Here is a 26,031-nt window from a genome sequence, read left to right as displayed (position 1 = left end):
TGCTTACGATTCGCGGTGATGGCTATTTCTCAGGAACCAGCGGCGAAGAGATCTTGTTGTCCCCGCTCGGTTCCAAACCGATCGGATATGCGCTCCAAATCGTCCAAGCCGAAATGGATGCGGCGCGGCTTCGTGCCTTCGTGCGGTCCGACCACTTTTAGTTCTTCAAGCTGCTTCATTATGCGTACAGCGCGCGGGTGGCCGATTGAAAACTGCGATTGCAGCGCGGCCGTTGACGCGTAATTGCTTTCGATGATGAACTTCGCCGCCTCGAAGCAGAGCGGGTCGACGTCTTTCTTCTCCTCATCCGAAATCGGTTGAATGTCCACGTCGAGCAGATTCTGCGGGCGCGCCTGTTTCGTCCAAAAATGTATCAGCCGCTGCAGCTCGCCGCCGGAGATGAAGGCGCCCTGCGCACGAATCGGCTTGGGTGAATCGATCGGCAGATAGAGCATGTCGCCGCGGCCCAGCAGCCGCTCCGCGCCGACCAGGTCGAGAATCGTGCGCGAATCAACCTGGGATGTAACGGCAAATGCGATGCGCGATGGAATGTTGGCTTTGATGAGCCCGGTGATGACGTCGACCGACGGCCGCTGCGTTGCGACAATCAAGTGTATGCCGGTGGCGCGCGCGAGTTGCGCGAGGCGCATGATCGTCGTCTCGACCCGAGCCGGCGCAATCAGCATGAGATCGGCGAGCTCGTCGATGACGATCACGACGTACGGAAGATTCTCGTCGGGATACTTCGCATTGTACTCTTCGATCTTGCGCACGCCCGCCTTGGCGAAGCGCTCGTACCGCGCTTCCATCTCTTTGGTCATCTCGAAGAGCGCGCCCGCAGCCAGTCGCGGATCGGTGATAACCTCTTTTATAAGGTGCGGGATGCCGTTGTACATCACGAGCTCGACGCGCTTGGGATCGATCATCAAGATCTGCACTTGATCCGGAGTCGCGCTGACAAGCAACGACGCGATCACGGAGTTCAAGCAAACGGATTTTCCCGAGCCGGTGGCGCCGGCAATCAGCATGTGCGGCATCCTCGAAAGATCGCCCAGCACGGCACGGCCTGGAACGTCCTTGCCGAGTGCCATCCACAGCGGCGGAACTTGCCCCCGCTGCGGCAGCGCTTCCAGAATCTCGCGAATCGAAACGATCGAAACGGTCTTGTTGGGAACCTCGATGCCGACGGCCGACTTGCCGGGAATCGGCGCTTCGATTCGTACGCTGGTAGCGGCGAGCGCCAGCGCCAGGTCGTCGGCCAAGTTCGCAATCTTCGAAATCTTGACGCCGCGGTCGGGCTTGAGTTCGTACCGCGTGACGGACGGGCCGCGCTCGATGTGCACGACCTTGGCGCCGACCCCGAACGAGGCCAGCGTATCTTCGAGGACGTGGGACCGCGTCGAGTCGTCGACCGCCTGCGCTTGCGGTGGATCGAACAGCGAGAGATCCGGTAACTTGTAGGCTCGCGGGCCGCCGGCTACAGCCGCGGCCGATTCGTACTCGCCGGAAACGGCCGGCTCATCTGCATCTTCGTCTTCGTCTTCATCCTCGTCTTCGTCGAGATCGTCGTCGTCCGTCTCATCGTCGAGCTCTTCGTCGTCTTCTTCTTCGCCGATATCGGGATCGTCGTCGGCTTCCTCTTCCTCTTCATCATCCGCCGCATCATCTTCAAGGACTTCTTCATCTTCGTAATCCACGGCCACCGGCAGAGGCGCCGCAACCGGTTCCACCGGAATGATCGCGGTACTCGCGAGATCGGTGCGCTCTTTCTTGGGCTGGGTCGCGGGCAGCGCGAACGCGTCACGCAGCGTTTCGTGTCCCTCCGGCAACGCAAGGCGCACTTTTGGCATGCGTAGCTTTGAAAATACGAGGACGAGCCAGCCGATGATCTTCTTGACGGAAACGTCGCTGATCCAGACGAGCAGCAACACCGCGATCAGCCCGATCACGATCCGCGATCCGGTTAATCCGAGCAGCGCCGAGAGGCCACGCCACAACTCGGTCCCGAGAAAGCCGCCGCGTTTGGCAAGCGAGGCGTCGATCAGTATAAAATAGCCCAGCGCGGCAACGCCAAAAGTCGCCATGATGCGCGTCAGGTTGATCTCCAGGAAGATGATTGCGCCGAAGAGCGCGATGAGAACCGGGAAAAGCCCGGCGGCGGCTCCAAAGGTCCAGTGGAGAGCTCGCGCGGTGGCGGCGCCGATGTATCCGGCATGCGCCGGCGCCAAAGTGAGCGCAACCGCCAGTAGAACGGCGATGCCGATCGCCGCCATGCCGGCGATCTCATAGTTCAGTCGCGATTTCGCCGCCCGGCGGCGCACGCGTGCCATGGACTGCATACTTCTTCATTTTAATAGGAGTTCATTTGACCCCGACCAGCATCGTAGTTCTCGAAGGCGACCAGACCGGACAAGAGCTGCTGCTCGAAGCGCTACGCGTTCTCGACCGCTCCGTGATCGATGTGGAGCTGGGATTCGAGCGATTCGATCTTTCACTCGAAAACCGCCGTGCGACGCGCAACGCCGTCGTACTCGAAGCTGCCGAAGCGATGAAGCGCGCACGCTTCGGATTGAAAGCGGCCACGATCACGCCCGAGGAAAAGGACGACGTCGGATCGCCCAACGCGATACTGCGCAAAGCCGTTGACGGCAAGGTGATCGTGCGCACCGGACGGCGCTTGCCACGCATCCGGCCGGTCGGGGGCGTCCACGCGCCGATCTCCGTCGTGCGCATGGCTGTCGGCGACGCCTACGGCGCCAAAGAGTGGCGCGAGGGCGAAGGCACGAGCGAGATCGCCTATCGCACCGAGTCGATCGACCGTGGCGTTTGCCGCGTCGTCGCCGAGTACGCTTTCGTGCATGCCGCGCGCATGCACGCCAAAGTTTTCGGCGGCCCCAAATATACCGTAAGCCCGGTTTACGAAGGCATGTTCAAGGAAGAGATGGATGCCGCCGCCGCACGCCATCCCGATGTGCCATACGATCCGCAATTGATCGACGCCACATATGCGCTGCTGCTGAGTACCGATGGCGAGATCCCGATGGTCATTCCGGCGCTCAACCGCGACGGCGACTGCCTGTCGGATTTGGTGATCCAGCTCTTCGGCTCGATTGCCGGCGCGGAATCGGTTTTGCTTTCCTTTGAAGAGGGCCTCGAACCGTCGGTCGTGATGACCGAAGCGCCGCACGGCACGGCTCCCCGTCTCTTCGGCAAGAACGTCGCCAATCCGATGGCGATGATCCTCGCCTCCGGCGCGCTGCTTTCTTATATGGAAGACAAACGTGCGCAGAACGCATCGCGGGCGATCTACGAATCGACGCTGGAGGCCGTTCACGAGGGCATCGCAACCAGCGACCTCGGCGGCCATGCATCGACGACGGATTTCACCGACGCCGTGATCGATCGCGTCAAGCGCAAGCTCGACGTGTGGTCTAGTCTTTAGCTCGCGATCAGCGCGACGCCGGCAAGCGCAAAAGCGACGCCGATCTTCTGCAACACTGCGAGCCGCTCGCCCAATACGATTCGGGCAAGAAACACCGTGCTCGCCGGATAGAGCGACGTGAGAACCGCTGCGATCGAAAGATAGCCGGCCAAAGCTGCGAGCACGTAGAATGCATTTGCCGCCATGTCGAGCGCGCCGGCTAAGACGATCACGCCGAGCGCCGCCGGAGCTGCGACGATGCTGCGCCGCATCACGACGGCGATGACCAACAAAAGAGCGATCGAGCCGAGGCGCGCGGAGACGATCGGGTAAAGACCCGCCTCCTTTCCACCTAACGCGAGAAACGTATAGAAGCCGCCCAAGATAATGCCCGATGCAATCGCTTCTTTCACGCCGGCAGTCGAGAATTCGAACGTGCCGTCCGCTTCAGTCGAAAGCGATATGAGGATAACCGCGAGCAGCGCAACGGCGACACCGGCGAGTTTAAAGTTACTCAAATGTTCGCCGCGCACTGCGCCGACGATCACCGGGGTTAAAGCCGCCAGCACGGCCGTGATGGGCGACACGACGCCCATCTTTCCAATGGACAGCGCATGGTAGAGCAGCAGCAATCCCAGTCCGCCGCACATGCCCGCGACGAACCCCACCTCAAGTGCTTGCAGCGTCGGGCGTCCCGGAAAAAACGGAAGCGCGCAGAGGATGAGCGCTAAGCCGACGGCCTGCGAGATCACCGTCACCGCAAACATCGGGCTGCGCCGCGTCGCGAAGCCGCCGCAAAAGTCCGCCGAGCCGTAGAACACGGCGGCGAGCAAACCCAGAACGATCGGCATTATTTACCGCTGGGTGGGATCGAGTGCGTCCCGCAATCCGTCACCCAAGAGATTGAAACCGAGAACCATTAGCGTGATGGCCGCGCCCGGAAAAATCAGCGACCACGGTGCCGAGAGCCAATAGTCACGCGCGTCGTTGAGCATCGCGCCCCATTCGGGCGCCGGCGGACGCGCGCCCAAGCCTAGATATGAGAGTCCGGCCGCTTCGAGTTCGGCGGTTCCGATGCCAAGCATCGCTTGCACGATCAGCGGCGCGAGAATATTCGGCATGATGTGCCGCCACAAAATCCTCGGTATGCGCGCACCGAGCGCTTTGGCGGCTTCGACGTACTCCAACTCCTTGACCGAAAGCACTGAAGACCGAGCCAGCCGCGCGTACTGCGGGATGTACACAATGCCGACGGCGATCATCAGATGGTTGATGCTCGGGCCCAAGATCGTCGTGATGCCGATTGCCAAAATGATCGATGGAAATGCCAGCATGAGATCCATGAATGACATGATCGCGCCGTCGGTCGCTTTGCCCAAATAGCCGCCGAGGACGCCGAAGAGCGTGCCAATGGTGATCGCAATGCTCACTGCCAAGAACCCGATGCGAATCGAGATGCGCGAACCGTAAACGATCCGCGAGAACAAGTCGCGCCCAAGCTTGTCCGTTCCGAATGGATGCGCCAGGCTGGGGTGCTGCGATTGCTGCGCGAGGTTCTGGGCCAGCGGATCGCTATGCGCTATCAGCGGCGCAAAAGCCGCGGTCACAACGAGAATGGCGATCAGCCCGAGACCGATAAGCGCCCCGGGCGACTTTGTCAGCCTCCGCCAAACGTCCGCGAAATAGCCGCGCCCCGCAGGTAATTGTTCGGTTGCGGCGGCGAGCGTTACGTCCATAGTCGCAATCGGACCATGCCGGGCAGCAATGGGTCAGGCCGCACTCGCTTTTTTGCATGGTTAATCGCTCGTGCGGCCCGACCCATTGCTTTAGACTACAACAAGCTTCGGGTGTTGCTTATGGAATGAGGTGCGAGCTTGATAAGCTTTTGCAATAGAAGTGATCTGCATCTCGCCCCAAGCGCGGCCCATCATCGCCATACCCGTCGGCAAGTTGTGATCGCCGAAGCCGTTGGGAACGCTGATCTCCGGAAGGCCGGCGAGATTGCCGGGACTGCCGAGGCCGGTGACGCCGTTGAATTTTGCGGGGTAGGCTTTTTCGAACTTGATGCCGACCGGATATGAAACCGTCGATCGCGTTGGATGAACGATCGCGTCGTAACCGGCGAAGGCCTTTCCAACGGCTTCGTTCAGCAGTGTCCGGCGGCGCATTCCATCCACATAGTCGACCGCGAGCGCGTTGTAGACTTGATAGCCGCCCAAGCGATCGTCGGTAGATTGCAATTCGCGGGACTTTCCGCTTTCGATGAGATCGCGGAACGCCGAAGCGCATTCGCCCGCGAAGATCGCCTCGAAGACGGAGCCGTACGGGCCGCGCGGCAGCGCAACATTTGTGGTGACGTCGGCGAATTCGCGCAGCACGTCCAGTGAAGCGAGAAAGTTCGTGGCGACTGCCGGCATGATGCGCTCGGTCGATCGCGCCAGGACGCCGATCTTCGGCTTGCGGCCGCGGATACCCAAGAACGGCGCGTCGAGCGACGTGCGATCGGCGGGATCGTGGCCTGCAATCGCGCGGAGCACGAGCTCGGTGTCACGTGCCGAGCGGCACATCGGCCCCAGTTTGTCGGAGGTCCACATCAGCGCCATGGCCCCGTGACGGCTCACGCGCCCGTACGTCGGACGCAAGCCGGCGACGCCGCAGTACGCGGCCGGTGCCATGATCGATCCATTCGTTTCGGATCCGATCGCAAAGCCGACCAGCCCGGCGGCCACAGCCGCTCCGGGTCCGCTCGAAGATCCGCCGCTCCAGTAATCGCGATTCCACGGCGTGCGTCCCGGGCCCGTGAACGATGCGTCGGCATCGTCGTAACCGAAACCGCCGGCCAATTCCACCATGGCGAGCTTCGCGAGCAGTACGCCGCCGGCCGCGCGCAGCTTCTGCACGACGGTGGCGTCAAAATCGAAGACTTGATTGCGGTATGGCGCCGCACCCCAGGTGGTCGGCGCGCCGACGGCTGCCAACAGATCTTTCACGCCGTACGGCACGCCGTGCAGCGGCCCGCGCGATTTTCCGGCCGCCAGCTCGCGATCGGCGCTGCGCGCCTCGCGCAGCGCGCGGTCGTACATAATGGTAACGACTGCTCCGTACGTACTGCCGTATTTTTGCAAGCGTGCGAGATAGAGTTTGGTCAGTTCGACCGACGAGACTTTCTTTTTTGCGATCAGCGAGCCGAGCGTCGTCGCATCGGAAAAGGCGAGTTGCTCTTCGGTCATGACGTTATCACCTTAAATGAAGTAGCCGGCTCGATCGAATTCGGGATTGACGTGCCCTTCGGATTGACTGCGCGGCCGATCTGCAAGCCTCCGTCGATACCTTCGGCGATCGTCTGAAGCTCGTCGTCGGTGAGTTTCGGATCGAAAGCGCGCATGCGCGCGGCGAGCGCCGTCGCTGCGTCGGACGGCTTTCTCGGCGCCGGCGTGGCTGTGGGTGCGGGCGTGGGGGCGGATTTCGCCCCGGCCGGAGCTGCCAAAATGGCCCCGGCGCTAACGGCCGCGGCGATGAACTGTTTGCGCGTTTTCAAAGTTAATCAAACCTCCATTACTACCGGCACGATGATCGGCCGGCGTTTGTAGCGGGCCATAATGGCCTTGGCTAGACCCTCGCGAATGTGCTCCTTCACCGTGTTGACGTCACGCAGACCTTCGACTGAAACCTCTTGTATGAGCGTCGTGAGTTCGGCGCGCAGCTCTTCAATGACGCCGCCGGCGTCGGGCATGTAAAAGACGCCGCGCGAGATGATGTCGGGCCCGGCAATCACGTGCGCTTCCTCGGCGTCGATCGTCACGACCACCATCATGAAGCCGTCGGCCGCCAGCAGCCGGCGGTCGCGCAAGACCGCTTCGCCCACGTCGCCGACGCCGGAGCCGTCCACAAAAACATGGCCGCCGTACGTCTTACCGATCTTGTCGCCGTAGTCGGGCGTAAACTCGAGCACGTCGCCGTTCTCTACGACGAACACGTTGCGCGCCTCCACGCCGGTTCGCTGCGCCAGCTTACCGTGCTGCACGAGCATGCGATACTCGCCGTGCACCGGCACGAAAAACTCGGGGCGCACCAGGTTGAGCATCAGGAGCAGCTCTTCTTGCGATCCGTGCCCGGAAACGTGCGAACGCCCGTCGGTGCCGTGCACGACGATCGCGCCGAGCCGGTAGAGATTGTTAATCGTTTTGTAGACGCCTTTTTCGTTGCCGGGAATCGGCGTCGCGCTGATCACGACCGTGTCGCCCGGCACGATCTTCAGCTTTGGATGATCGCGAACCGACATGCGCGTCAGCCCGCTCATCGGCTCGCCTTGAGACCCGGTCGTCATGACCACGACTTTATCGGGCGGCAATTCGTCGATCTCCTCGACGCGAATCGTGCGATCGGACGGAACGCTCAAATAGCCGAGTTCGGATGCAAAGTGCACGACGTTGGTCAGCGAGCGTCCCAGAAACGCGATCTTTCGATCGAAGGCAATCGCGTGTTCGATCACTTGTTGAATACGCGGAACATTCGAAGCGAAGGATGCAACGATGATCCGGCCCTTCGCGTGCGAGAAAACATTTGTAAACGCTTCGCCGACGATCCGCTCCGAGAGTGTGTGCCCCGGACGTTCGGCGTTCGTACTGTCGGAGAGCATGCACAGCACGCCCTCGTCGCCGACGCGCGCGATCGCAGCGAAGTCCGCGGGCCTTCCGTCGATCGGCGTTTGGTCGAATTTGAAGTCGCCCGTGTGGAAAACCGTTCCGACTTGGGTGCGCAACGCCAGCGCGCAGGCTCCCGAAACCGAGTGGTTGATGTGGATGAACTCCGCGTCGATCGATCCGTAGCTCACGCGGTCGCCGGGCTTGACCGTGACCAGCTGCGCGTCGCCGATCATCTTATGGTCGCGCGACTTGGCCTTGATCAACGCCAGGGTCAGCGGCGTTCCGACGACCGGTACGTTGAACTCGCGCAAGAGGTAAGGAATTCCGCCGATGTGATCTTCGTGGCCGTGCGTGACCAGCAGCGCGCGAAACTTGTCGCGGCGCTCGCGTAAGTACGTGAAATCGTTGATGACGATGTCCACGCCGTACATCTCTTCGTCGGGGAACATCAATCCGCAATCGACGGCGATCAGGTCGTCGTTCGTTTCGATCACGGTCATGTTGCGCCCGATCTCCCCGCAGCCGCCCAGCGGAATGATCCGCAGGTATGGGCCGGCCGGAGGCTCGGGGACTGTCAGTGCGGTTGGGTGCACAGTATCGGGATACTACACGCGGGAATCCACGCGACCCCGGCCAGGAGCAGCGCGAAAATGCAGGGCAAGGTCGAATTCTGTCTCCGCGGCGCCGGTCGAGGGCGCCGTGGGGCTCGCGTCAGGCGCGGCAGGACGTGCCGAAAATCCCTCAGGACGAGCTCGCCTACTGCCGCGTACAGTCGCGGATAGCGCCTCAGCATCGCTTCGCAGTCCGAAACCATTGCCTGACAGCATTCCTCCTCTGGACACACAAGGTGATGCCCAAACGCAGCGGGGCTTCGAAGAATCTCTTCCACGGCGTTTTCCATCTCGACAAGCAGAGCCTTCTGGTGAGAGCATGCGCCGCGCTGTCTGCAATGCGCGCTTGTTTCGCGACAATTCGCTCTCAAATCAGATTCCAAAATCCCTTGGAAGCCGTACCGCACCGCGATGTATTTGCTCTGCGTCTTTGGTCTGTTCTGGTTGGCTCCATCTTGAACCAGAGCCGCCCAGTCATCACGTGACATTTTAAAGTGGCGAGCAACTTCGAGCAGCAATTGCGCACAAAACGACGCTCTCACTCGGTCAACGTACATCGCCTGACGTTGACGCACGGCACACTCATTCTTCAACATTCACCAAAACACAGCGGAGCCACCAGGGGAAAAACCACGCTCACCGAATCAGCATACGTCGCACGCGCGCGTTCTCTCCTGCGCCTGCCCTCCATCAAAAAAGGTGCGAGGAAGACACCAATTGAACGCGAAGCCGCCGCCACTTCTTGGTCCAAGACCAAGTCTTGTAAACAAAACTTGTCGACGCGGCGAATGCACATCGCGCTTGCCGGCGCAAACGTACATCCATCGTCAATTTACGCAAACTGCCGCAATAAATTAAGATGCTCTCCTTCTGAATTGAGGAGGAGAGCAATGCATTTTGTCGCCGATCCCGATGCGCGGGTTGGGCGCACCGCCAACCGCCGTAAACCAAAGTCCGGGCCAGTTTCTTGGCCACGCCCCAGCGCGTCCAGCGTGGCCGATCGACGTGCTCGCCTGAAGGAATTCATGCTTTCGGAACCGGCGCAATCCGTTCGAGAAATGTCGTCTGAGCTGGCCGGCCTGGTCGACCTTGCACTAGAACAAGCGGACGAGGATCGCCCTAACACGGAACGCGCGTACGCAGGCGATCAACGCCATTACATTGCGGCGACCGAATCGGCAAAGCTCGATTTCCTAATGCCGACGCGCGAGTTCTGGAGGAGTTATTTCACACAGCTGGCGAGTGAACCACAAGCCGAAGGGCGACCGTGTCGGCGACATCGCACCGTGCTACGGCACGCGGCCGGGATTGCCGCGTTATTCCGGCAATACGGCCTAACATCTCCCACGCGAACGTCCGAACACAAGAGGCTCATGCGCAAGCTGGCCCGTTTTGATCACCGGGCTACGCACAAGGCTAAACCATTGTCTCGACCAGTCATTACCAAGCTGTTGTCGCATGAAACTGAAACGCTACGCGGCGCAAGGGACGCTGCGATCGAGACGTTGGGGTCAAATCGAGGCTTCCGTGGCGCTAGCATCACCAGTATTCGGCTAGAGCATCTGACGTTCAAGCCAAAGGGAGTGCTTATAGGCTGGCGACACCAAAAGACCGACTCAACCTATGAACTCTACTGGGTCGGCGTTCGGCATCAAAAGAAACATGTCAATTGCGCGCCGTGCGCATTGCATCATTACGTCCAAAAGTTGAATTTACCGCGCGGGCCTGCTTTTCGTAAGATAGACCGCTGGGATCACGTTGGCGAACGTGCGCTTTCCCCAAAATCCGTGAGCTATTTACTGAGACATAATCTTCGTCGGGCTGGTGTCCCGCATTATGAACATTATACAAGTCATTCGTACCGGCATTGGGTAGTCAAGGAAGGCATCCGCCAGGGCTGGTCTGACGAGGAGATCATGCATACCACTCTCCATCGTTCACGTGCCGGTTTACGCGCATATATTGAGCAGATCGATCCATGGCAGCGGGTGCCGTCTGACTCACTTCTCGATAAACAAACCGCCGAGTCCACTGATCCGGATCGCGGATGGCGTCATGACGCGTGACGTTCAGCGGCGCACTCATCGCGAGCAACTTGAAGCTTTCGCCAAAGAGTGGTTCTGTGTTGAGCCAGATATGATCCGAGAAGATCCCCACATCTTCGCTTTTCTTTCGTATTGTACAACTCGACCAGTTACTTATGATAGAACGGGCCGCACAGCAGAACGGCCGTTTCGCCGAACATTGCCCGACCTTGTTGTCAGCATTGAGAGCTCATACCGCGCTTCCGGACAACGCTGCCCGATCACGCGGCGCTCGCACGCCTTCGCGCGACGCCTTTGCAAGCGCCTGTGCGAAGCGCCGCGCAAAGCCAAGCCACTTCTCCCCCGGCTGATGCGCAAGTGCGCGCAGGCTCTTAGTGCTAAATATCCCTGGCAGCGTCGGCTGAAAGCGATTCTGTTGCTGCTGTGTGATACCTGGTGTCGACCGAGCGAAGTACTCAGGCTACGATATCCTGCCGGCATACTTGCTGCATACGACAAGGGAATCGTACTGACAATCTCGCGTTCAAAAACAAATCAAAGTGGCGATCCGGAATTCATTCCGGTTGCGCACACAGCAGATGCCTCGATCTGTCCAGTCTGCGCGCTGAAAGATTGGATCGATTTCCTTGGATGGAATCATCGAGGACTACTCTTTCCAACGTTCCGGCCCGGGTATAAGATCGGATGTTCAGTGGTGGCCACCGGCAGTTTCACGCGATCGCTGAAAGATACGCTCCGACGCGTAGGTTGCTCGCCCAAGGGCTACTCAGCCTACTCCACACGACGGGGGGCGGCGACCGGCGCAGTGGTTGCAAATTGGCCCTGGGACAGAATTCAACGTAAACTTCGACACAAACATATTTTCGCAACTTTCGGATATGTCGACGATGACGTGCTAATGCAGCGTGCGCGGTCCGCACTGGACCCCTCTCGGTGAAAGCTCGGCAAAACGTGCTCGCCTACCGCAAGCGATTTCGGCAGTTCTTGGCAACACACGGTGTGGTGGATCGTCAAGTCAATGCGATGCACAAAATTGCCTGGCTGGAATCCTTCGTTGACCCGGATAACGGATATGCCTACCACACGCTCGACAATATGGCCCGTGCTATTCGCCAGATCGGCCCAAATCGAAAGGCAGAACTCGAGGAACAGCATGAGCTTGTGCTGGCCTTTCTTGCACAGCTCAAACGAAGCGCCCACGTAAAGCCACCGAATGACCCTTCACCGCTCATGCTGAAATCGGATTTTCGGCAAGTCTTGGCAACTTTTCGTCCCGACACATTCTTCGGTTCAAGAGCCCGCGCGACGCACTTGCTTGTCTGGTGGACCGGTCTAGCCGAGATAAGTTTGTCCCAGCTGAAACTCGGTTGGATCAAGCCAAGGCGAAAGCTAAAGGGGATAACGTTGCGCTGGTTACCATCTCACGCGCACGCTTATCGGCAGATGGCCGTACCTAAATCCAAGGATCCGACCTACTGTGCCGTCGCAGCCGTCGAAGATTGGCTGCGGATCGCGGGGGCTCCAACTGACCCTCAAGCATATGTATTTCCGCTGACACAGGGTTCGGCCAGGATCAACACCTGGTATGAGCCATTTCAAGAGGTGAACGCGCTTGTAGGCGTTCCATTAAGACTTGCTCTTGCAAAAATTGGTCACGGGCACAAAGGCTATAACACCACGTCGATACGGCGCGCACACGCGCTGCGGTCCCTCAAAGAGCTAGGCCCGGGGCTGGCGCTCTACCGAAGCGGCTTCGGCGAGGAGCGATCGTTCAGGCGCCTCCTGCGAGCCGAACCGGATTGGAACAGCCTCCCGCCAAGCCTGCTGGATTAGGGCCTTGAACGAGGATGTTGCGGACACGCTGGATCGCGTTAGAAGACTCGCGAACGCAGTATTCGGCGATGAACAATTGGCGAAAAGGTGGCTTTCGAGCCCAAAGGCGCGTCTCGACGGCAAGACCCCACACGAAATGCTCCTGATTCCCGACGGAGCGAAGATCGTGACTGAACTTCTCCTTCAAGCTTACTTCGGAAACGTTGGCTAATGTTCGGCGGCGCGCACACTCGCTAGTAAGCGCAAATAAACGCGACTCTTCAAAAAACGAGTTTAACCTTCGTGCTCTTGCCCTTTTTTCCCAGTCTTGTAGCTGTCGCAACAGCGTGCCCCTCATCGGTCCCGCGATAACAGTTTAGAGTCACGATCATGCGTTACAGAATCGACCCAAGTCGGTTGCGTCATTTATCCCGCAATTCCAAGGCAATGGCAGCCCAGCCGTGAACTCATTCCGCAGGGTTCCATGTTTTAGTAAGCGGCGCCCGGTGAACCGTTCGTACCACGTCAGGAGACGGTCCATCGTTGGCGTTTCGACACCTACAAGCTCCGCAAGCGATCTGAGGACGGTAAGTCCGTATTCAAAGTCTTCTACGAAATACGGCGACTGAAGGTCCGCGACATATCCGGTGTCGTCTCTGTTTTTTATGAGCGGAGCGTAGACGTGGTCTTGCGCAACGATATTGCGCATACGTTCGGTCAGCTCAGCACAACATGTGACTTCGAAGTGTTGTAGGACGTGCCTGAGGCTCGAGGTATCAGCCGGCAATGATCGACTCAACGCGCTGAGTTCATCGTCCAAGGAGAGGAGCATATGAGAGGCTTCGGTATCCCAATCGGCCAGGAAACGAGGTACCTCCGGATAGACGTAATCTTGAGCAGCACCGTTAAAGAGTGAATACACTCTCGGTGGATGCGCGATCGGGTTCGTCGTCGCAAGCATGACGGACATACAACCAGCGTCCGGGTCGATCGGCATGTTGAGCGCTCCGGATATTACTGCCGACAGATGCCCTGAAAATGATGATGGCCGGGTGCCCAAGAGCAGCCTCCTGCGTATCCCGGTCACCTCGACGGATTTCCCGTAATCAACTGCGGCTCTGACGTATGGCACGCGGTCAGTCCCAAAGAGCACGCGATCACCGAGAGCCGCCGATGCGGTCCAAAAGAAACCGCCAGCCGCGGGAAACGAACCTACAAACGCCCGGCTTTTTAGATAAGGTTTTATATTGGATAGTAGTTCGATGCGCTGAGACGCTGGAACGGCGCAAATCACGATATCGGCGGACCGTACCGCGGTACGAGCATCGTGCGATGCTAAGATGCCTTGGCCGACGAGAACGCAGTCTTTGTAGTAGAGGAGCAGGGTCGAACGCCACGCCTCCGCGTCAGGCGTTAATACTGTGACTTCTAAGCCGGCTGCCGAGAACACGACGGCTAATGCATGCGCGAGGCTCCCGTTCCCGCAGATGCAGACGTTCACACAGGCACCGAGCACAAGCCACGAAGCGCCTCAGTGATTGCCTGCAACGTGGGAACGGGTGTTCCCGCGCAACGGGCCGTCTCGAGCATTGCCGGCAGCCCGCACAGTGCCTCCTCCTTAACAATGCGATTCTCTACGTCCAGAACGTAGTGATCTCCCGATTTTCGCATTGGAATCATGGCGCCAGATAAAGATGCCAACCCTCGCAGGCGCTTCGTGAGCTGTGCAGCCGTAACAACGCCGTAATGCTCCTTCAAGGTTGGCAAATCGTTGATACGCAAAGCCTTCGTGACCGTCTTGATATCTTCGTCCATGCGCAGGGCAATCTCGCTCGCGCAGTCATCCCACTCTGAATACATACCTAACGGTCGAGACAGTGCAGCACCATTCATCATTACACTGACGAGGCGCGCGGAGTGCATTACCGCGTTTGCCGGACAAAGTGTAATACTCTCGAAAGACGACACTAATCTCACCGGAATATTCAGTGAGCTTTCCAGCCATGGGACGATGTTCTGCGTGTCACCTGAACCGGCAAGTTCAATGCAATTTGCAACACCCGTCACTGCAGCGTCGAAATCGAAACTCGATCGAACCGTGAAAGGCGTCCGGCGCGAGCCCAAAAACGAGTGCTGGGTTACGGCGCGGATCTGTCGATCAAGTCCACCGTTGCCGGGAAGCGACAATAAGCACGCGTGACGAGGCAAATACGGCAGAATGCTAGATAGGATATCGCTTCGCACATGTGAAGGAACCGCGAGAAAGACAATATCGGCGTCTTTGACCGCTTCAGCCGGATCGTGAGAGATCAGGTTGACGTAACCTAAAAGGATGTCGCGCCCAACCAGAATCTCGAATTGTCGGCGCCGCGCACTCCTCGAGCCGGAGAGAACGCGGACGGAGGTTGCTGGGTCTGTAGAAAGTACAGCCGCAAGGGTGCTGCCCACGGCGCCGGCGCCACACACTGTGACGTTCACGAAACTGCTTTAGCGGAAGTCTGCTCATACAGCTCTTCAAAATAGGTTCGAAAGAAGGCTCCGATCTCACGCAAGTACTGTAAAATCTGTTCATTCCCAAACCGCCGGCCTAACCCCGCGGCCAATGTCAAGATCATGTTGTAGTGATCCTCACCGTCGTCGATCTTCAGATGCGCGCGAGAACCACGAACATGATCGCGGGAGAACTGCGACTCAACCTTATCGGTCACTAATGCAGAATAGCGCTCAGAATTCCATTCTACGAACAGCGAGTAAGCGATCGTAGCGGTCGGCCCGGTTGTTTCGATCTCCCGCTCCAGAGCTGAGATCATTCGCAGCGTACTGGGAAACGGTTGAGTGTCCGCCACCATTTTAGCGGTGACACCATGAGCCTGAAGGTCCGCCAAAAACAGACGATCGTGGTCAAGCTCAGTGCAAGCATACCGAGCCCACGTGCGCGCGGCCTCGTAATCCATTACGATAAACTGAGCGAGCGCTAAAGCGTCTAATCGAGCCGTTAGTCTAATCCGCTTTATCGTTTCAATGCGGTGTCGTAGGTAATAAGCCTCGTTTAGGCGACCTTCACCCGTGAGGTGACTTGCATATGGAACGGTGCGGAGAAACATGGTGACTTCGTTTGCGATCGTAGCATCGACATCGTCGCGAAATCCCATGTTTGGGCTACTTGATAATGTCCATACCGTTCGGAAGCCGCGCGATGATCCGTCGGCCCCCTATCTCACCAAGATCCCCCATTTCTACGCGTTCTCTGAGCATTTGATCCAGAATCTCGACGTCCGAGTGGCTCAATTCACTCTTTCTTAGCCTCTCTCGAACCGCATTATAGTCCGTATTACTCATTCGATTGCTCCTCAGATTGATTACTGTCCCGGTTCGGCTGCCCGGCGCTTATCGGCGCTGTTCGACTAAAATGTTGACTTGCCCGATTCGCACGGGCGACAACACCTTCGGAGTTGAAGGTTTACCGTTGATCAGAATGCCGTGTGGCACCAATGTCGCAGTGACACGCTCCTCATTTAGCCGTAACGAAGCCGCCACCGCCTTATTTATTGCATAGCTGAATCTCGCCGGCTGGAACTCGCGATTGCCGTGGGTATCGCTTCTTATGCCCGTCCCAAAAAGCGAGAGATTGCCTACATAAAAGGGGCCTTTTGGGTTCGCTGCGGCATTCGCAGGCAAACCAACGTACACTTCCCAAACGACGCCCGGCTGACGCTGCGCGACCACGTTGCTAAAATCCAACATGAGCGTTCTTGTCTGGCTCTCCGCTAATCCGAAAAGCTTTTCTCTTAGCGGAGCCGTGTTGAATAATGGAAACGAGACTCTTTCTTGCCCAAGCGTCTCCGGCGGAACGGGAATGTGGAGAAAAGGAACCCGATAATAAAGAGGGATAGGCGGTTTGAAAAAGAGACGACAATACTCATTCACTTGAGCCGGCTCGCCCTCATACCGGTAGTTGAGCTGCAGCGCGGCGCGCAAAACATCGCAACTGGTCATGTGCACGGTAGCGCCGTTCTCGTCGAAAAAAGTCCAGATTGTGTTTTTCCATGGATTGTCTGCCAGCGGATCCGTCCGTCCTCCGCCCTGCGCGAGCCACAGATTCCACAGGCGATCGATGTTGCTGTGATGCAAATAGAAAATCGGATCCTGCGCCGCCGTAGGCACGTCGCCCATCCAGCCGCCGATGTCAACATGGACGTCGCCATGTGGAGTTCCCTGGATAAAGCCGTTTGCGTCCGCAAAGCCAGCAAACGCGAACGCCGCGCTGTAATCGACGTCCGTCGCCGGAAGCGAGCCGGTCCCATCGTTGAATGAAGGATTCCGGTTCGGCGTATACAGCTCGCTAGTAACATCGCGGAACATCGACGGGAGGTGCCGTTCGCTAGCGGATGTCCAATTCCAATATGGAAGCGCCCACGTCGGATCGCTCGACATCTTACGGACGATCCGCTCGAACCAGTACAAGTACATCCGGTGCCAGGACCAAAAGAACAGCGTTCCATGCTGACACGTGTTCCAGGCGAGCTTCGTGGGCATCGTCCGGGTCCCGTGAATTGCGGCTTGGTACGCCCACCCTCGCGGATCGTTAGGATTATTCATCGAAAGCGTCTGCATAGCTTTGACGGCCTTTCGATACGAAACGATGATCGGATCGGTCGCCATCAAGCCGCCAATATCACGTCTCACAAACGGTCCGGCGCCCTCGGCGATTCCAGCGTTCAATAGAGACGAGCCGATTAGCGTAGTCGATGCGATAGCGCCTGCGGCGCCGATAAAACGCCGCCGCGTTGGGCTAGTGGTCATGATAGAAGCTCCATCTGCACTTGCTTCCAAGGCAGCCGTATTGCAGGTCCGAACCCGACGGACAACTGAGCCTCGACGTCTGGCTAAGGAGCCACACTCACGACAGGCTCCAACGGTTCTTCTCTCGCCCGCTGGAAATCGGCCCTCATAATTCTGCGCCTGACGAAGGCGCGAGTCAAGGGGAAAACTGACCCATTTGTGCTAGTTTTGATCGGGCCCGCGCCCGTGGAGCCGCGGGCCAGTCGCCACTCGATCGGGTGATCGGTCCTCAAAGGAGACACTGCGCGTTGCTTCGATGGCCGCTCGGCGCCACTGCGGGTGCCGTGATACCCCAGTTCCCCGCTTCCTTTCGCTTTGGCGTCGCAACCGCAGATCACCAATGTGAGGCGCACATTCCCGGCCAGGACGATATTCGTGATCGGTGGGAGGCAGTGCGCGGTCTGACCGCGCGCGGGAAAGCAACCGATTTTTGGAATCGGTACAGCGAAGATATCGAAACGGCACGCCAGCTGGGATGCCGCGCGTTCCGACTGTCATTGTCCTGGGCGACGTTGGAGCCGGCAGCCGGCCAGTGGGATAGCCAGGCCTTCGCGCATTATCGACAGGTGCTGCAACGGATCCGCGACGCCGACATGGTCGCCGTCGTCACATTGCACCACAATACGTGGCCCATTCATGTCCAAGCGTCCGGAGCCGGCGCAGGACTTCTCGACGCGGGATTCCCCGAATTGTTCGCTGCTTATGCGCGCCAGGTTGCCGAGCAACTCGGCGATCTGATTGACTATTACGTTACGATAAATGAACCGAATCAGTTGGTCTACGGCTTCATCAAAGGCTGGGGGATGCGCGCTTATCCAATGCCGCCCGGGCTAGAGCCTTTTGCCACCTCAGCCGAGCAGATGGATGCCGTATTGCGCTTAATCCCAAATCTGTTTCGCGCCCACAGCCGCGCGCGAACAGCGATTCGTGGAGTGCACCCCACGGCTAGAGTGGGAGCTAACCCGCTTATTTTAGGATTACCGCGATGCTTGCAGGCTCTTGTTGATCGGCGAGCTACACGTGTTCGGAACCCCGCAGACGTACGCAAGCAAAGTCGTACTTTGTCACAGCGCGAGTTCCTGGAGTCCGGCGCCGTCGACCTTTCAATCGCGCAGATCACCCTCACACAAAATCGGATGGACCAGGTCTTGTTCTCGGAGCCCTACTTCATCGCACATCTTTGCGCTCTGCATCCGGCAACGCTCAGCTTGCCCGCCGATTTGGCCACTTGGCCTGGCCGCATCGGCGTAACGCGCAACACCGCCCCAGCCTATCAAGCTCCAACATTCTTCCCCGCGGCTTCGATTATCAGCTTCCAAAAAACGGCGGATACGATGGCCGGCCTTTCCCGTGGCGAAATTGACCTCGTTTTTGACGATGACGTCGTTCTGCGACAATACGTGAGCGACGGGCTCGTGCTGGTCAACGTCGCCGGGAGCGACCAACCGTTTGCAGCTGCCATGGCTCTTGGGAGCCGCACGCTGTTGAACGCCGTGGATATTGCCCTTCGCGAGTTCAAGCTTCGCGACGCTTCGGGTCTTTCACGCTGGGACCAAGCGATGGAAGCGGCTTTCCCGGGATTAGCTCACGACAGCCCGCCAAACGTCGATAACCGCAAAACTGTAGCGAACATCGGAAAGGCGGCGGCTCAGCCAGTCTGCTCGAGCTCACGCATCGAAGTGCCTGATCTCGACAAGTCACTACAAGCAATACGAAATCGGGGACTGCTACGCGTCGGCGTGCATCCCGGTGTTGTTGGGCTTTGTATGCAGGACGCCTCGGGTAGCTACAGCGGGCTTGAAATAGACCTCGCGAACTACGTGGCTCAGCGAATTCTCGGTCCCGGGAAGGACCGTGTCTTGTTCGTTTCCTTGAGTGGACAGGCACGGTTGAACGCCACTCGGTCGTGGTTGCGTTTTCTCGATCCGCTCCGCAGAACGATCTCGATGTTAACCACGATCGTCGCGACTAACTGGTGGAATCTTGGCATGGCCGGCAAGCTCCCCGAATTTTTGTGCCCGGCAGAATGCATCGGTCAGCTTGACTACGTTGGACTGGACTACTATTGGGGAGTAAGAACGCTTTGGCCATCGAGATTGCAGCATCTCGCCTCCGCAGCCGAATCCCGCTATGCAAACGCACCTGTCTGGCCGGAGGTATTGTACGATCTGCTCCGAGAGCAGCAGCAACAGTTTCCCGGGAAGCCTATCATTGTCGTCGAGAATGGGTGCGTTCCTAGTGCTGACGGAGTCTCTCGTTCCCAATATCTCGAGCGGCACATTTACCAGGTCCAACGTGCCGTTGCCGATGGCGTTCCAGTCGAAGCTTATCTGTGTTGGAGCATAACCTCGAATCGGGAATGGGGGCTTACGTTCGACGAAAACAGCGATTTCGGCATCTATCGCATCGACCTCGATCACGATCCTAATCTGGAGCGCGTGGCAACTCCCTCAGCGAAACGATACGCAGAGATTATCGCAAAGCGTTCCGCAATCGGATAGTAATGGAACAGCGATTTGACGCGGTCATCGTCGGTTCAGGGTTTGGCGGCTCCGTCATGGCGTATCGCCTTGCGCGTGCCGGCAAGCGCGTCTGTCTACTCGAGCGTGGAAAGCCGTATCCGCCAGGCTCCTTCTCCCGCACTCCACTCGAACTCAATAACAATTTTTGGGACCCAAGTGAGGAGCACTACGGACTCTTCAACATCTGGTCATTTCGTGGGATGGCTGCGGTTGTCTCGGCCGGATTGGGCGGCGGCTCCTTAATCTACGCGAATGTCCTTATTCGCAAAGACGAACGCTGGTTTGCCGATTCACTGATGCCAGGCGGCGGTACGTGGCCAATAACACGCGCGATCTTGGATCCCCATTATGACGCAGTCGAACAGGTTCTTCGCCCGTCGGCCTACCCGATACAATATCAGCGCGATAACAAGACCGCGGCTATGCGCGCTGCTGCGCGAAAGCTGAGCATTCCCGAAACAACGGGGGATGGCAATCCTTCTGAGCCGCAGTGGTACCTACCCCATCTGGCCGTTACGTTTAATGTCGAGGGCGAAGCGCCACTTCCCGGACGAGTGTTTGATCCCGGAGAGAATTATCACCAAGCGCCTCGGGAAACGTGTCGCCTTTGCGGTGAGTGCGACGTCGGATGCAACTATGGGTCAAAAAACACCCTTGATTACAATTACATTACGCTTGCAAAACGGGCCGGCGCCGAGATCCGAACGCTTACTGAAGTTAAATCGTTTGCCCCGGAGCCTGCCGGCGGATACCGTATCAGCTGCGTAAAGCATGATATCGCGCAAAAAACCGTCCCCGGCGTCCTTCCGGTGGGGCGAAGCTACGAAATTATTGCGGACAAGCTTATCTTGTCAGCCGGGACGCTCGGCTCTACCTATCTTCTGCTCAAAATGAACGCCCTTGGCGGATTCGATCGAATCAGTGCGGCATTGGGCACGCGTTTCTCAGGAAATGGTGACCTCCTCATGTTCGCCACTAGCTGCATGGATAAGGATCGAAATCCCGTCCGCATGAACGCTTCGAGAGCTCCGGTCATCACCAGCACGTTTCGCTTTCCCGACACCCAAGACAATCCAAACGAAGGGCGTGGCTTTTATCTTCAGGATGCGGGATATCCGCTAGCGCTCGACTACCTTTGGGAGTTGCTGGATAGAAACATACTTAGTCGCGCATTCCGCTTCGCGCGGGGCTTCATCCAAACATGGATAACCGGGAACGCGCGCGGCGAGATTGACCGGCAACTTGGCGACCTTATCGGCGAAGGAACTCTTTCATCGACCTCGATGCCGCTACTCGGCATGGGCCGCGACGTGCCCGACGGCCAGATGACAACGAGGATCGATCCGAAGACCGGCGTGCCCCTTCTGCAGCTTGCGTGGAATGACGCGCGTTCCCGAGGCTACTTGAAACGCGCTAACGCCGCAGGTCGCCAAGTCGCTCGGGCACTGGGCGGCCGATATTCGCTCAACCCATTGACGTGGCTGTTTAATAATTTGATCACTGTGCACCCGCTCGGAGGGTGCCCGATGGGTCACGACGTCAGCGAGGGCGTCGTCGATTCTTATGGACGAGTCTTCAATTATCCAGGACTCTATGTAGCCGACGGATCGATTATGCCGGGGCCTGTTGGCGCGAATCCAAGCTTCACAATCGCGGCCTTGTCTGACCGAATCGCTGATGCCGTGCTAAACGACCCTTAGGAAAACTGCACGCCTGCCGCCGTCTGCCGATTCTAAAGAAATAACCGGAAGACTCAAATCCTAGCACTCAGCTCGCGCGCGATAAGTTCGGATCGCGACTTGACACCGTATCGCAGGAAAATAACGCCCAGGTAGTTGCGCACGGTGTATTGGCTAAGGCGCATGCGCTTGGCTATCTCTTTCGTACTTAAGCCTTCCAGAAGCAAATCGACAACGCGCGCCTGTTGGGCAGGCAGCTGTTCATAGACGGACATTACACCCTCCCTCAGCGGCGGCCGGTCCGTCCTGCACTCTCGCCCTAAAAGTGTGATCGCAATCAGCGTTCGGAGACCTCACAAAGGCGCAGGAATCGGACCACTAACTAGTACATTTATGCTAGTCTCGCCGGCTCGGTCTTTTGTTGGCCGCCTATTGTAGCGAGGCCTAGCGGCGATCCCCCACGGAGGTCACTACTTTAGTGGGGCACTCGATGCCAGAGTGGTCCAAATGGACTACGGGAGTCTTGGAATGAGCGCATCAGCCGTCAACCAATCGTCTTCACCGCGTGAAGCGCCCGCCTCGGCCCTGATGAATTTCGTCGACGACGCGTCACACAAATCCGATCGGCCTGGTGACGAGCCGCTGCTCTGCATCGACAACATCCAAGGCAACAGCATAGCCGGCTTCAACAAGGACTTTCAGACCCTCGTCTTCTTGCGAATTAGCGACCCGGCGGCCTTCAAGGCGTGGTTAGCAAACGAGGTTCCCTTCGTTTCCACGGCCGCCGAAGTGCTTAGCTTCAACCGGCTCTTTAAAGCTTTACGATTCCGGCGCGGCGCCGAGAAGCGTAGCATTAAGGCGACTTGGTTCAATATCGGCGTTTCAGCGGCAGGATTGCGCCTGCTCATGGATCCGTCGGAAGTAGACGCTTTTTTGGATGCTCCTTTTAAAGCCGCGCTATTCGCGCAGTCTGCATCCTTGAACGATCCCAGCGATGCCGCTTCGGACGGTGCGCCGCAGAATTGGCTCTTCGGCGGCAACGCCGATTCGGACGCACACGTTGTCCTTATCTGTGCAAGCGACGATCAAAGCGATCTTGATGCAGAGATCGATCGCATTCAAGCAGCCATCGAGGGTACGACCGACACCCGTCAGGCCGCTACCGCCCATCGTAGCGGTGCAACAATCCTGTACATCCAGCGAGGCGCGACGCTCCCTCAACCGCTAACTGGTCACGAACATTTCGGGTGGCTAGATGGCGTGTCACAACCGGGCATTCGAGGAAAACTCTCGGCCAACAACGACGACCTGCTAACGCCGCGTCAGAATCCCAATGAGCCGGGGCAAGGGAAACCCGGACAAGACTGCCTTTACCCTGGCGAGTTTGTGTTCGGCTACCTCAAACAAGATGCTGGCGCAGCTGACCCCGCCGCCCCAACCGGCACGTTCTCGAAAGCGCGAGGCTCGGCGGGCGCGGATTGGACGGATGACGGCAGCTTCTACGTTGTGCGGCGATTGCGTCAGGACGTTGCCGGATTCCATCGGTGGTTGAGTGACACCGCCGCGCAACACGACCTAAGTGCGGAGGAGCTCGGTTCGGCGCTCGTCGGACGACATCCACACGGAGCGCCGGTGCTCGCGGCGACGGCTGATGATCGGGTGATCGGGAACGACGACTGCCGAAATAACTTCTTCGAATTTCAAAATCCGCCGGCCAGCGGACAAGCGCCCAAAGACGACAGCCAATGTAACCCGGGGCCTGCAGCGGCTGCCGATCCGCAAGGCCAGCGTTGCCCGTTTAGCGCTCACATTCGCAAGGCGTATCCGCGTGACGACAAGAGTACGCTGATCGCGCAACTGACCGAATCCGATACCCAGACGCACCGTTTGCTGCGGCGCGGAATTCCTTTCGGAGACCCGATCGCCGATGAAGGAAACCTGTCAAAAGATACCGGTGATCGCGGCCTCCTATTCGCGGCATATCAAACCTCAATAGCCAATCAATTCGAGTTCGTCACGAAGAATTGGGTCAACAATCCAAACTTCAAAGAGGCCGGCGTCGGACAAGATCCTATTCTGGGACAGAACGCACAGGATGGCCGGCAGCGCCAATTTGTGACCGCATTCACCGATGACGACAACAACTTCCACGACCCGACCCTGACAATACCGGCTGACTTCGTCGTGCCGACCGGCGGCGGTTACTTCTTCACGCCTTCAATCGATGGGCTCTACCACATCGCCGGAAGGACGGACGTTCCACCCGTTTGCCTCGGAGGTCACGTGCCTCCGCAACCCCCGCAGCCACCCACGCCCCGCTATGGCGGATAATACGCAATTTATTTTGGAGGTTCGCATGTTCAAGAGAATCGCAATCATCACTGCAACCGTCATCTGTTGCCTGGCTCCGGCGGCCGCGTCGCCGACAGATTGGCATATGACCGCAGCATCGACCGTTCACGCGTTTCGAATTGCATCCGGTATCCAGATCACTGCGAGCGTCGAATTGGCTAACCCCTGTTATGAGGCAGCCGTTCATCGCTCACCGCTAAAGATTCTTCCAGTCCAGTATCAAGTCGTGACCCGAGTCAAGCCAGCGAATGCGCACAAGGTGTGCGCGATGGTGATCGTGCCCGCGATAGCGAAAGGCGATTTTGTTGTGCCTCAGGTTCCCCCGACCGTCGTGGTACATGCCACAAACAAACGGTTCATCGTTCCCGTCGAGATTTCGGCCAAATAGCGTCTCATGTCTTGAGCGCTTAAGCTAATAACGAGGGCGGTGTGTCGTGAATAGAGCCATTCTTCTCTGTATCGTGGTGGCGGCCGGACTCGCTTGCAGCTTCACGATGGGCGCATCGGGCAGCGCAGTCGCGGCTCCGATAACCACTGCAACCTGCGACAATGCGGATGCCCTTCAAATTCTCAAGCTACTACCTGCTAGGGGTCAGCAGCCGATGGGCGATGATATCTTGAGGTCGCGAATCACGGCTTGCCGCAAAAAGATCTCAAAGACCCTGAGTGACCTACCCACACCGCCACCCGACGATCCCTGGTTTGCAACACCTTCTCCTAACGAATCTTGCACTTCTCAGGAAGGCATTAACGAGGCCCAGCTTTACAGCATACTCACGGATTGCGTGGCATACCTCAAGGAGCTTTCTGGTCCCAGCGCTTCGCCACTTCCGTTCCTGGCAAGGCGTCCAACGTTCTATGTTTTCTCAACGGGCATCGTCGACCAGACGACCAATGCCATGATTGTCCGATCAATCGTTGACCGTTTATCAAAGACGCTCGCCCTTCCATCAAAGGCTGACGACTGGGAAGTAATCGGCAGGGGCGACTGGACAAGCGTAGCGAGTTTCGATTCGCAATGTCAGCTCGATCCGCAAACGCAAGGAGCAATCGTCGTTGAGGCCGATTACCCGCAGCCGTATTCCAATTCGTTTCTCATTTTAGTAAACAATGGGACTCGAATCGATGCCAACGTAGAGGTGCTTGGGTGCGGTCCCGAAGACCACAACTCCTCGGCGTCACCATTAAATCTATGGAGCGCTAAGGACGTTGATGGCCGAGGCAGGCAGCTGGTTGCGCCGCTGAACATCCTCGCTAGCACCGTTGCCCTGTTTGCGCAGAGCAGGAGCACAAACACAACAACAACTCTACAAACCGGGCCAACGCCGATTTCGAGTGCAGCGCCCGGGACAACCATTCAAACCACAACGACCTCAACTCAGGCTAATCTCTCGCCTCTGCTTATTGCTAGCACTGTCGCGGGCTCGCTCAGCTCGCAGACGGTACCGTCAAGCAACCCGAGCGGTCAGCTCAGCGAAGCAGCGTGGGAACTTACCAACAGGCTAATGACCCAATTGAGCGGGGGCTGCGGCGACGCTGTCGTGGTCGAGATCCAAAGAGTCATCCAAACCGGTACATACACGAAGGACCCATATGGTGCGGATTTCTATCGCGGGGCGTATCAATTTGGTCGATATTGTAAGCGTTTCAATGGCTTCCGCACGCTACCGGGCAGGTGAGTCACGTCGATATCACGCCGACGCTAGGGTGACTTATAAGGCTCCGAGGTTTCGACTGAATAGCTAAACACTGGTGAAGACCGCAATCCGATTTCCGGTCCCTCGCAAGAAGAGCAGGCAAGCGTCGATGTACGCATGGCGACTTTGCCATTCGAAAACTAGTCAATTCGAACTAGTCTCTCCTAGGCCTCTTCCCCAGGGCTGTCGCATGAGTCGCCTCTAGCCTTTGAGCTAGCACAAACATACTAGTCCACTGAGTGGACAAGGACGACAAAAATCATGCGACTATTGCGTGTTTCTTTTTTCGTATTTCTTGCCTTGACTAGCGCATCTGCGTGCACGAGTCGTAATCTCGGAAATGGGTTCGTACCAAGTACACGACACGTGCTTGACACCGGCGGCGGAAACCCCGGCATGCCAGC

19 protein-coding genes are annotated in these 26,031 nt (G+C 58.0%); 8 read left to right on the top strand and 11 right to left on the bottom strand.

The features are described from left to right. Positions 1–29 precede the first annotated feature (29 nt). Positions 30–2,339: a DNA translocase FtsK gene (locus VFO29_01750; protein ID HET9392236.1), complete on the bottom strand. Its 2,310-nt coding sequence runs from the start codon at positions 2,337–2,339 to the stop codon at positions 30–32. Between the two features lie 26 nt (positions 2,340–2,365). Between VFO29_01750 and VFO29_01745 the strand changes: the two genes are divergently transcribed. Next, the gene (locus VFO29_01745; protein ID HET9392235.1) at positions 2,366–3,442 is read left to right on the top strand and encodes an isocitrate/isopropylmalate family dehydrogenase; all 1,077 of its coding nucleotides are present in this window, start codon (positions 2,366–2,368) and stop codon (positions 3,440–3,442) included. On the opposite strand, the gene VFO29_01740 is transcribed toward VFO29_01745, so the two are convergent. The 5 genes from VFO29_01740 to VFO29_01720 form a co-directional block, all read right to left on the bottom strand. Continuing rightward, entirely contained in the window at positions 3,439–4,272 is an 834-nt protein-coding gene (locus tag VFO29_01740) for a DMT family transporter (GenBank protein ID HET9392234.1), read from the bottom strand. The genes VFO29_01745 and VFO29_01740 overlap by 4 nt on opposite strands. Positions 4,273–4,275: 3 nt before the next feature. Then, positions 4,276–5,157, bottom strand: coding sequence for an ABC transporter permease (locus VFO29_01735; GenBank protein ID HET9392233.1), 882 nt, complete (start codon positions 5,155–5,157; stop codon positions 4,276–4,278). A 90-nt stretch (positions 5,158–5,247) separates the two neighbouring features. Further along, on the bottom strand, positions 5,248–6,651 hold the full coding sequence (locus tag VFO29_01730) for an amidase (protein ID HET9392232.1): 1,404 nt from the start codon (positions 6,649–6,651) through the stop codon (positions 5,248–5,250). Then, positions 6,648–6,959, bottom strand: a complete 312-nt coding sequence (locus VFO29_01725; protein HET9392231.1) for a hypothetical protein — start codon at positions 6,957–6,959, stop codon at positions 6,648–6,650. Before VFO29_01725 ends, VFO29_01730 begins: the two co-directional genes overlap by 4 nt. A 6-nt stretch (positions 6,960–6,965) precedes the next feature. After that, positions 6,966–8,660 carry a ribonuclease J gene (locus tag VFO29_01720; protein HET9392230.1) on the bottom strand — a complete coding sequence of 565 codons (1,695 nt, stop codon included), beginning with the start codon at positions 8,658–8,660 and terminating at the stop codon, positions 6,966–6,968. Between the two features lie 512 nt (positions 8,661–9,172). Between VFO29_01720 and VFO29_01715 the strand changes: the two genes are divergently transcribed. After that, positions 9,173–10,744 (top strand): hypothetical protein, encoded by a 1,572-nt coding sequence (locus VFO29_01715; protein ID HET9392229.1) that lies wholly within the window; start codon positions 9,173–9,175, stop codon positions 10,742–10,744. A 930-nt stretch (positions 10,745–11,674) separates the two neighbouring features. Next, positions 11,675–12,556, top strand: a complete 882-nt coding sequence (locus tag VFO29_01710; protein ID HET9392228.1) for a hypothetical protein — start codon at positions 11,675–11,677, stop codon at positions 12,554–12,556. Between the two features lie 367 nt (positions 12,557–12,923). Here the strand turns inward: VFO29_01710 and VFO29_01705 are convergent, their stop codons facing one another. The 4 genes from VFO29_01705 to VFO29_01690 all read right to left on the bottom strand — a co-directional run bounded on the left by VFO29_01705 (position 12,924) and on the right by VFO29_01690 (position 17,338). After that, the gene (locus VFO29_01705; GenBank protein ID HET9392227.1) at positions 12,924–14,036 is read right to left on the bottom strand and encodes an NAD/NADP octopine/nopaline dehydrogenase family protein; all 1,113 of its coding nucleotides are present in this window, start codon (positions 14,034–14,036) and stop codon (positions 12,924–12,926) included. Then, complete coding sequence (locus VFO29_01700; protein ID HET9392226.1) at positions 14,033–15,013, bottom strand: NAD/NADP octopine/nopaline dehydrogenase family protein; 981 nt, start codon at positions 15,011–15,013, stop codon at positions 14,033–14,035. Before VFO29_01700 ends, VFO29_01705 begins: the two co-directional genes overlap by 4 nt. Then, positions 15,010–15,687: a hypothetical protein gene (locus tag VFO29_01695; protein HET9392225.1), complete on the bottom strand. Its 678-nt coding sequence runs from the start codon at positions 15,685–15,687 to the stop codon at positions 15,010–15,012. The genes VFO29_01700 and VFO29_01695 overlap by 4 nt, the downstream gene beginning before the upstream one ends. 235 nt (positions 15,688–15,922) lie before the next feature. Continuing rightward, positions 15,923–17,338 carry a tyrosinase family protein gene (locus tag VFO29_01690; GenBank protein ID HET9392224.1) on the bottom strand — a complete coding sequence of 472 codons (1,416 nt, stop codon included), beginning with the start codon at positions 17,336–17,338 and terminating at the stop codon, positions 15,923–15,925. A gap of 257 nt (positions 17,339–17,595) precedes the next feature. On the opposite strand from VFO29_01690, the gene VFO29_01685 reads away from it, so the two are divergent. Both VFO29_01685 and VFO29_01680 read left to right on the top strand, forming a co-directional pair. Further along, positions 17,596–19,878: a family 1 glycosylhydrolase gene (locus VFO29_01685; protein ID HET9392223.1), complete on the top strand. Its 2,283-nt coding sequence runs from the start codon at positions 17,596–17,598 to the stop codon at positions 19,876–19,878. 2 nt (positions 19,879–19,880) lie between these two features. Beyond that, entirely contained in the window at positions 19,881–21,599 is a 1,719-nt protein-coding gene (locus VFO29_01680; GenBank protein HET9392222.1) for a GMC family oxidoreductase, read from the top strand. Positions 21,600–21,652: 53 nt separating this feature from the next. Here the strand turns inward: VFO29_01680 and VFO29_01675 are convergent, their stop codons facing one another. Beyond that, entirely contained in the window at positions 21,653–21,868 is a 216-nt protein-coding gene (locus VFO29_01675) for a LuxR C-terminal-related transcriptional regulator (protein ID HET9392221.1), read from the bottom strand. A 238-nt stretch (positions 21,869–22,106) separates the two neighbouring features. Between VFO29_01675 and VFO29_01670 the strand changes: the two genes are divergently transcribed. The 3 genes from VFO29_01670 to VFO29_01660 are packed head-to-tail and all read left to right on the top strand — an operon-like array spanning position 22,107 to position 25,609. After that, on the top strand, positions 22,107–23,909 hold the full coding sequence (locus VFO29_01670) for a Dyp-type peroxidase (GenBank protein HET9392220.1): 1,803 nt from the start codon (positions 22,107–22,109) through the stop codon (positions 23,907–23,909). Positions 23,910–23,934: 25 nt separating this feature from the next. Continuing rightward, the gene (locus VFO29_01665) at positions 23,935–24,318 is read left to right on the top strand and encodes a hypothetical protein (protein HET9392219.1); all 384 of its coding nucleotides are present in this window, start codon (positions 23,935–23,937) and stop codon (positions 24,316–24,318) included. A gap of 46 nt (positions 24,319–24,364) precedes the next feature. Then, positions 24,365–25,609, top strand: coding sequence for a hypothetical protein (locus tag VFO29_01660; protein HET9392218.1), 1,245 nt, complete (start codon positions 24,365–24,367; stop codon positions 25,607–25,609). Positions 25,610–26,031: the final 422 nt, after the last annotated feature.

Source organism: Candidatus Rubrimentiphilum sp. (assembly GCA_035710515.1).
Lineage (GTDB): Bacteria > Vulcanimicrobiota > Vulcanimicrobiia > Vulcanimicrobiales > Vulcanimicrobiaceae > Rubrimentiphilum.
Note: the sequence above shows the minus strand (reverse complement) of the source record. Positions and strands in the feature narration are given on the sequence as shown.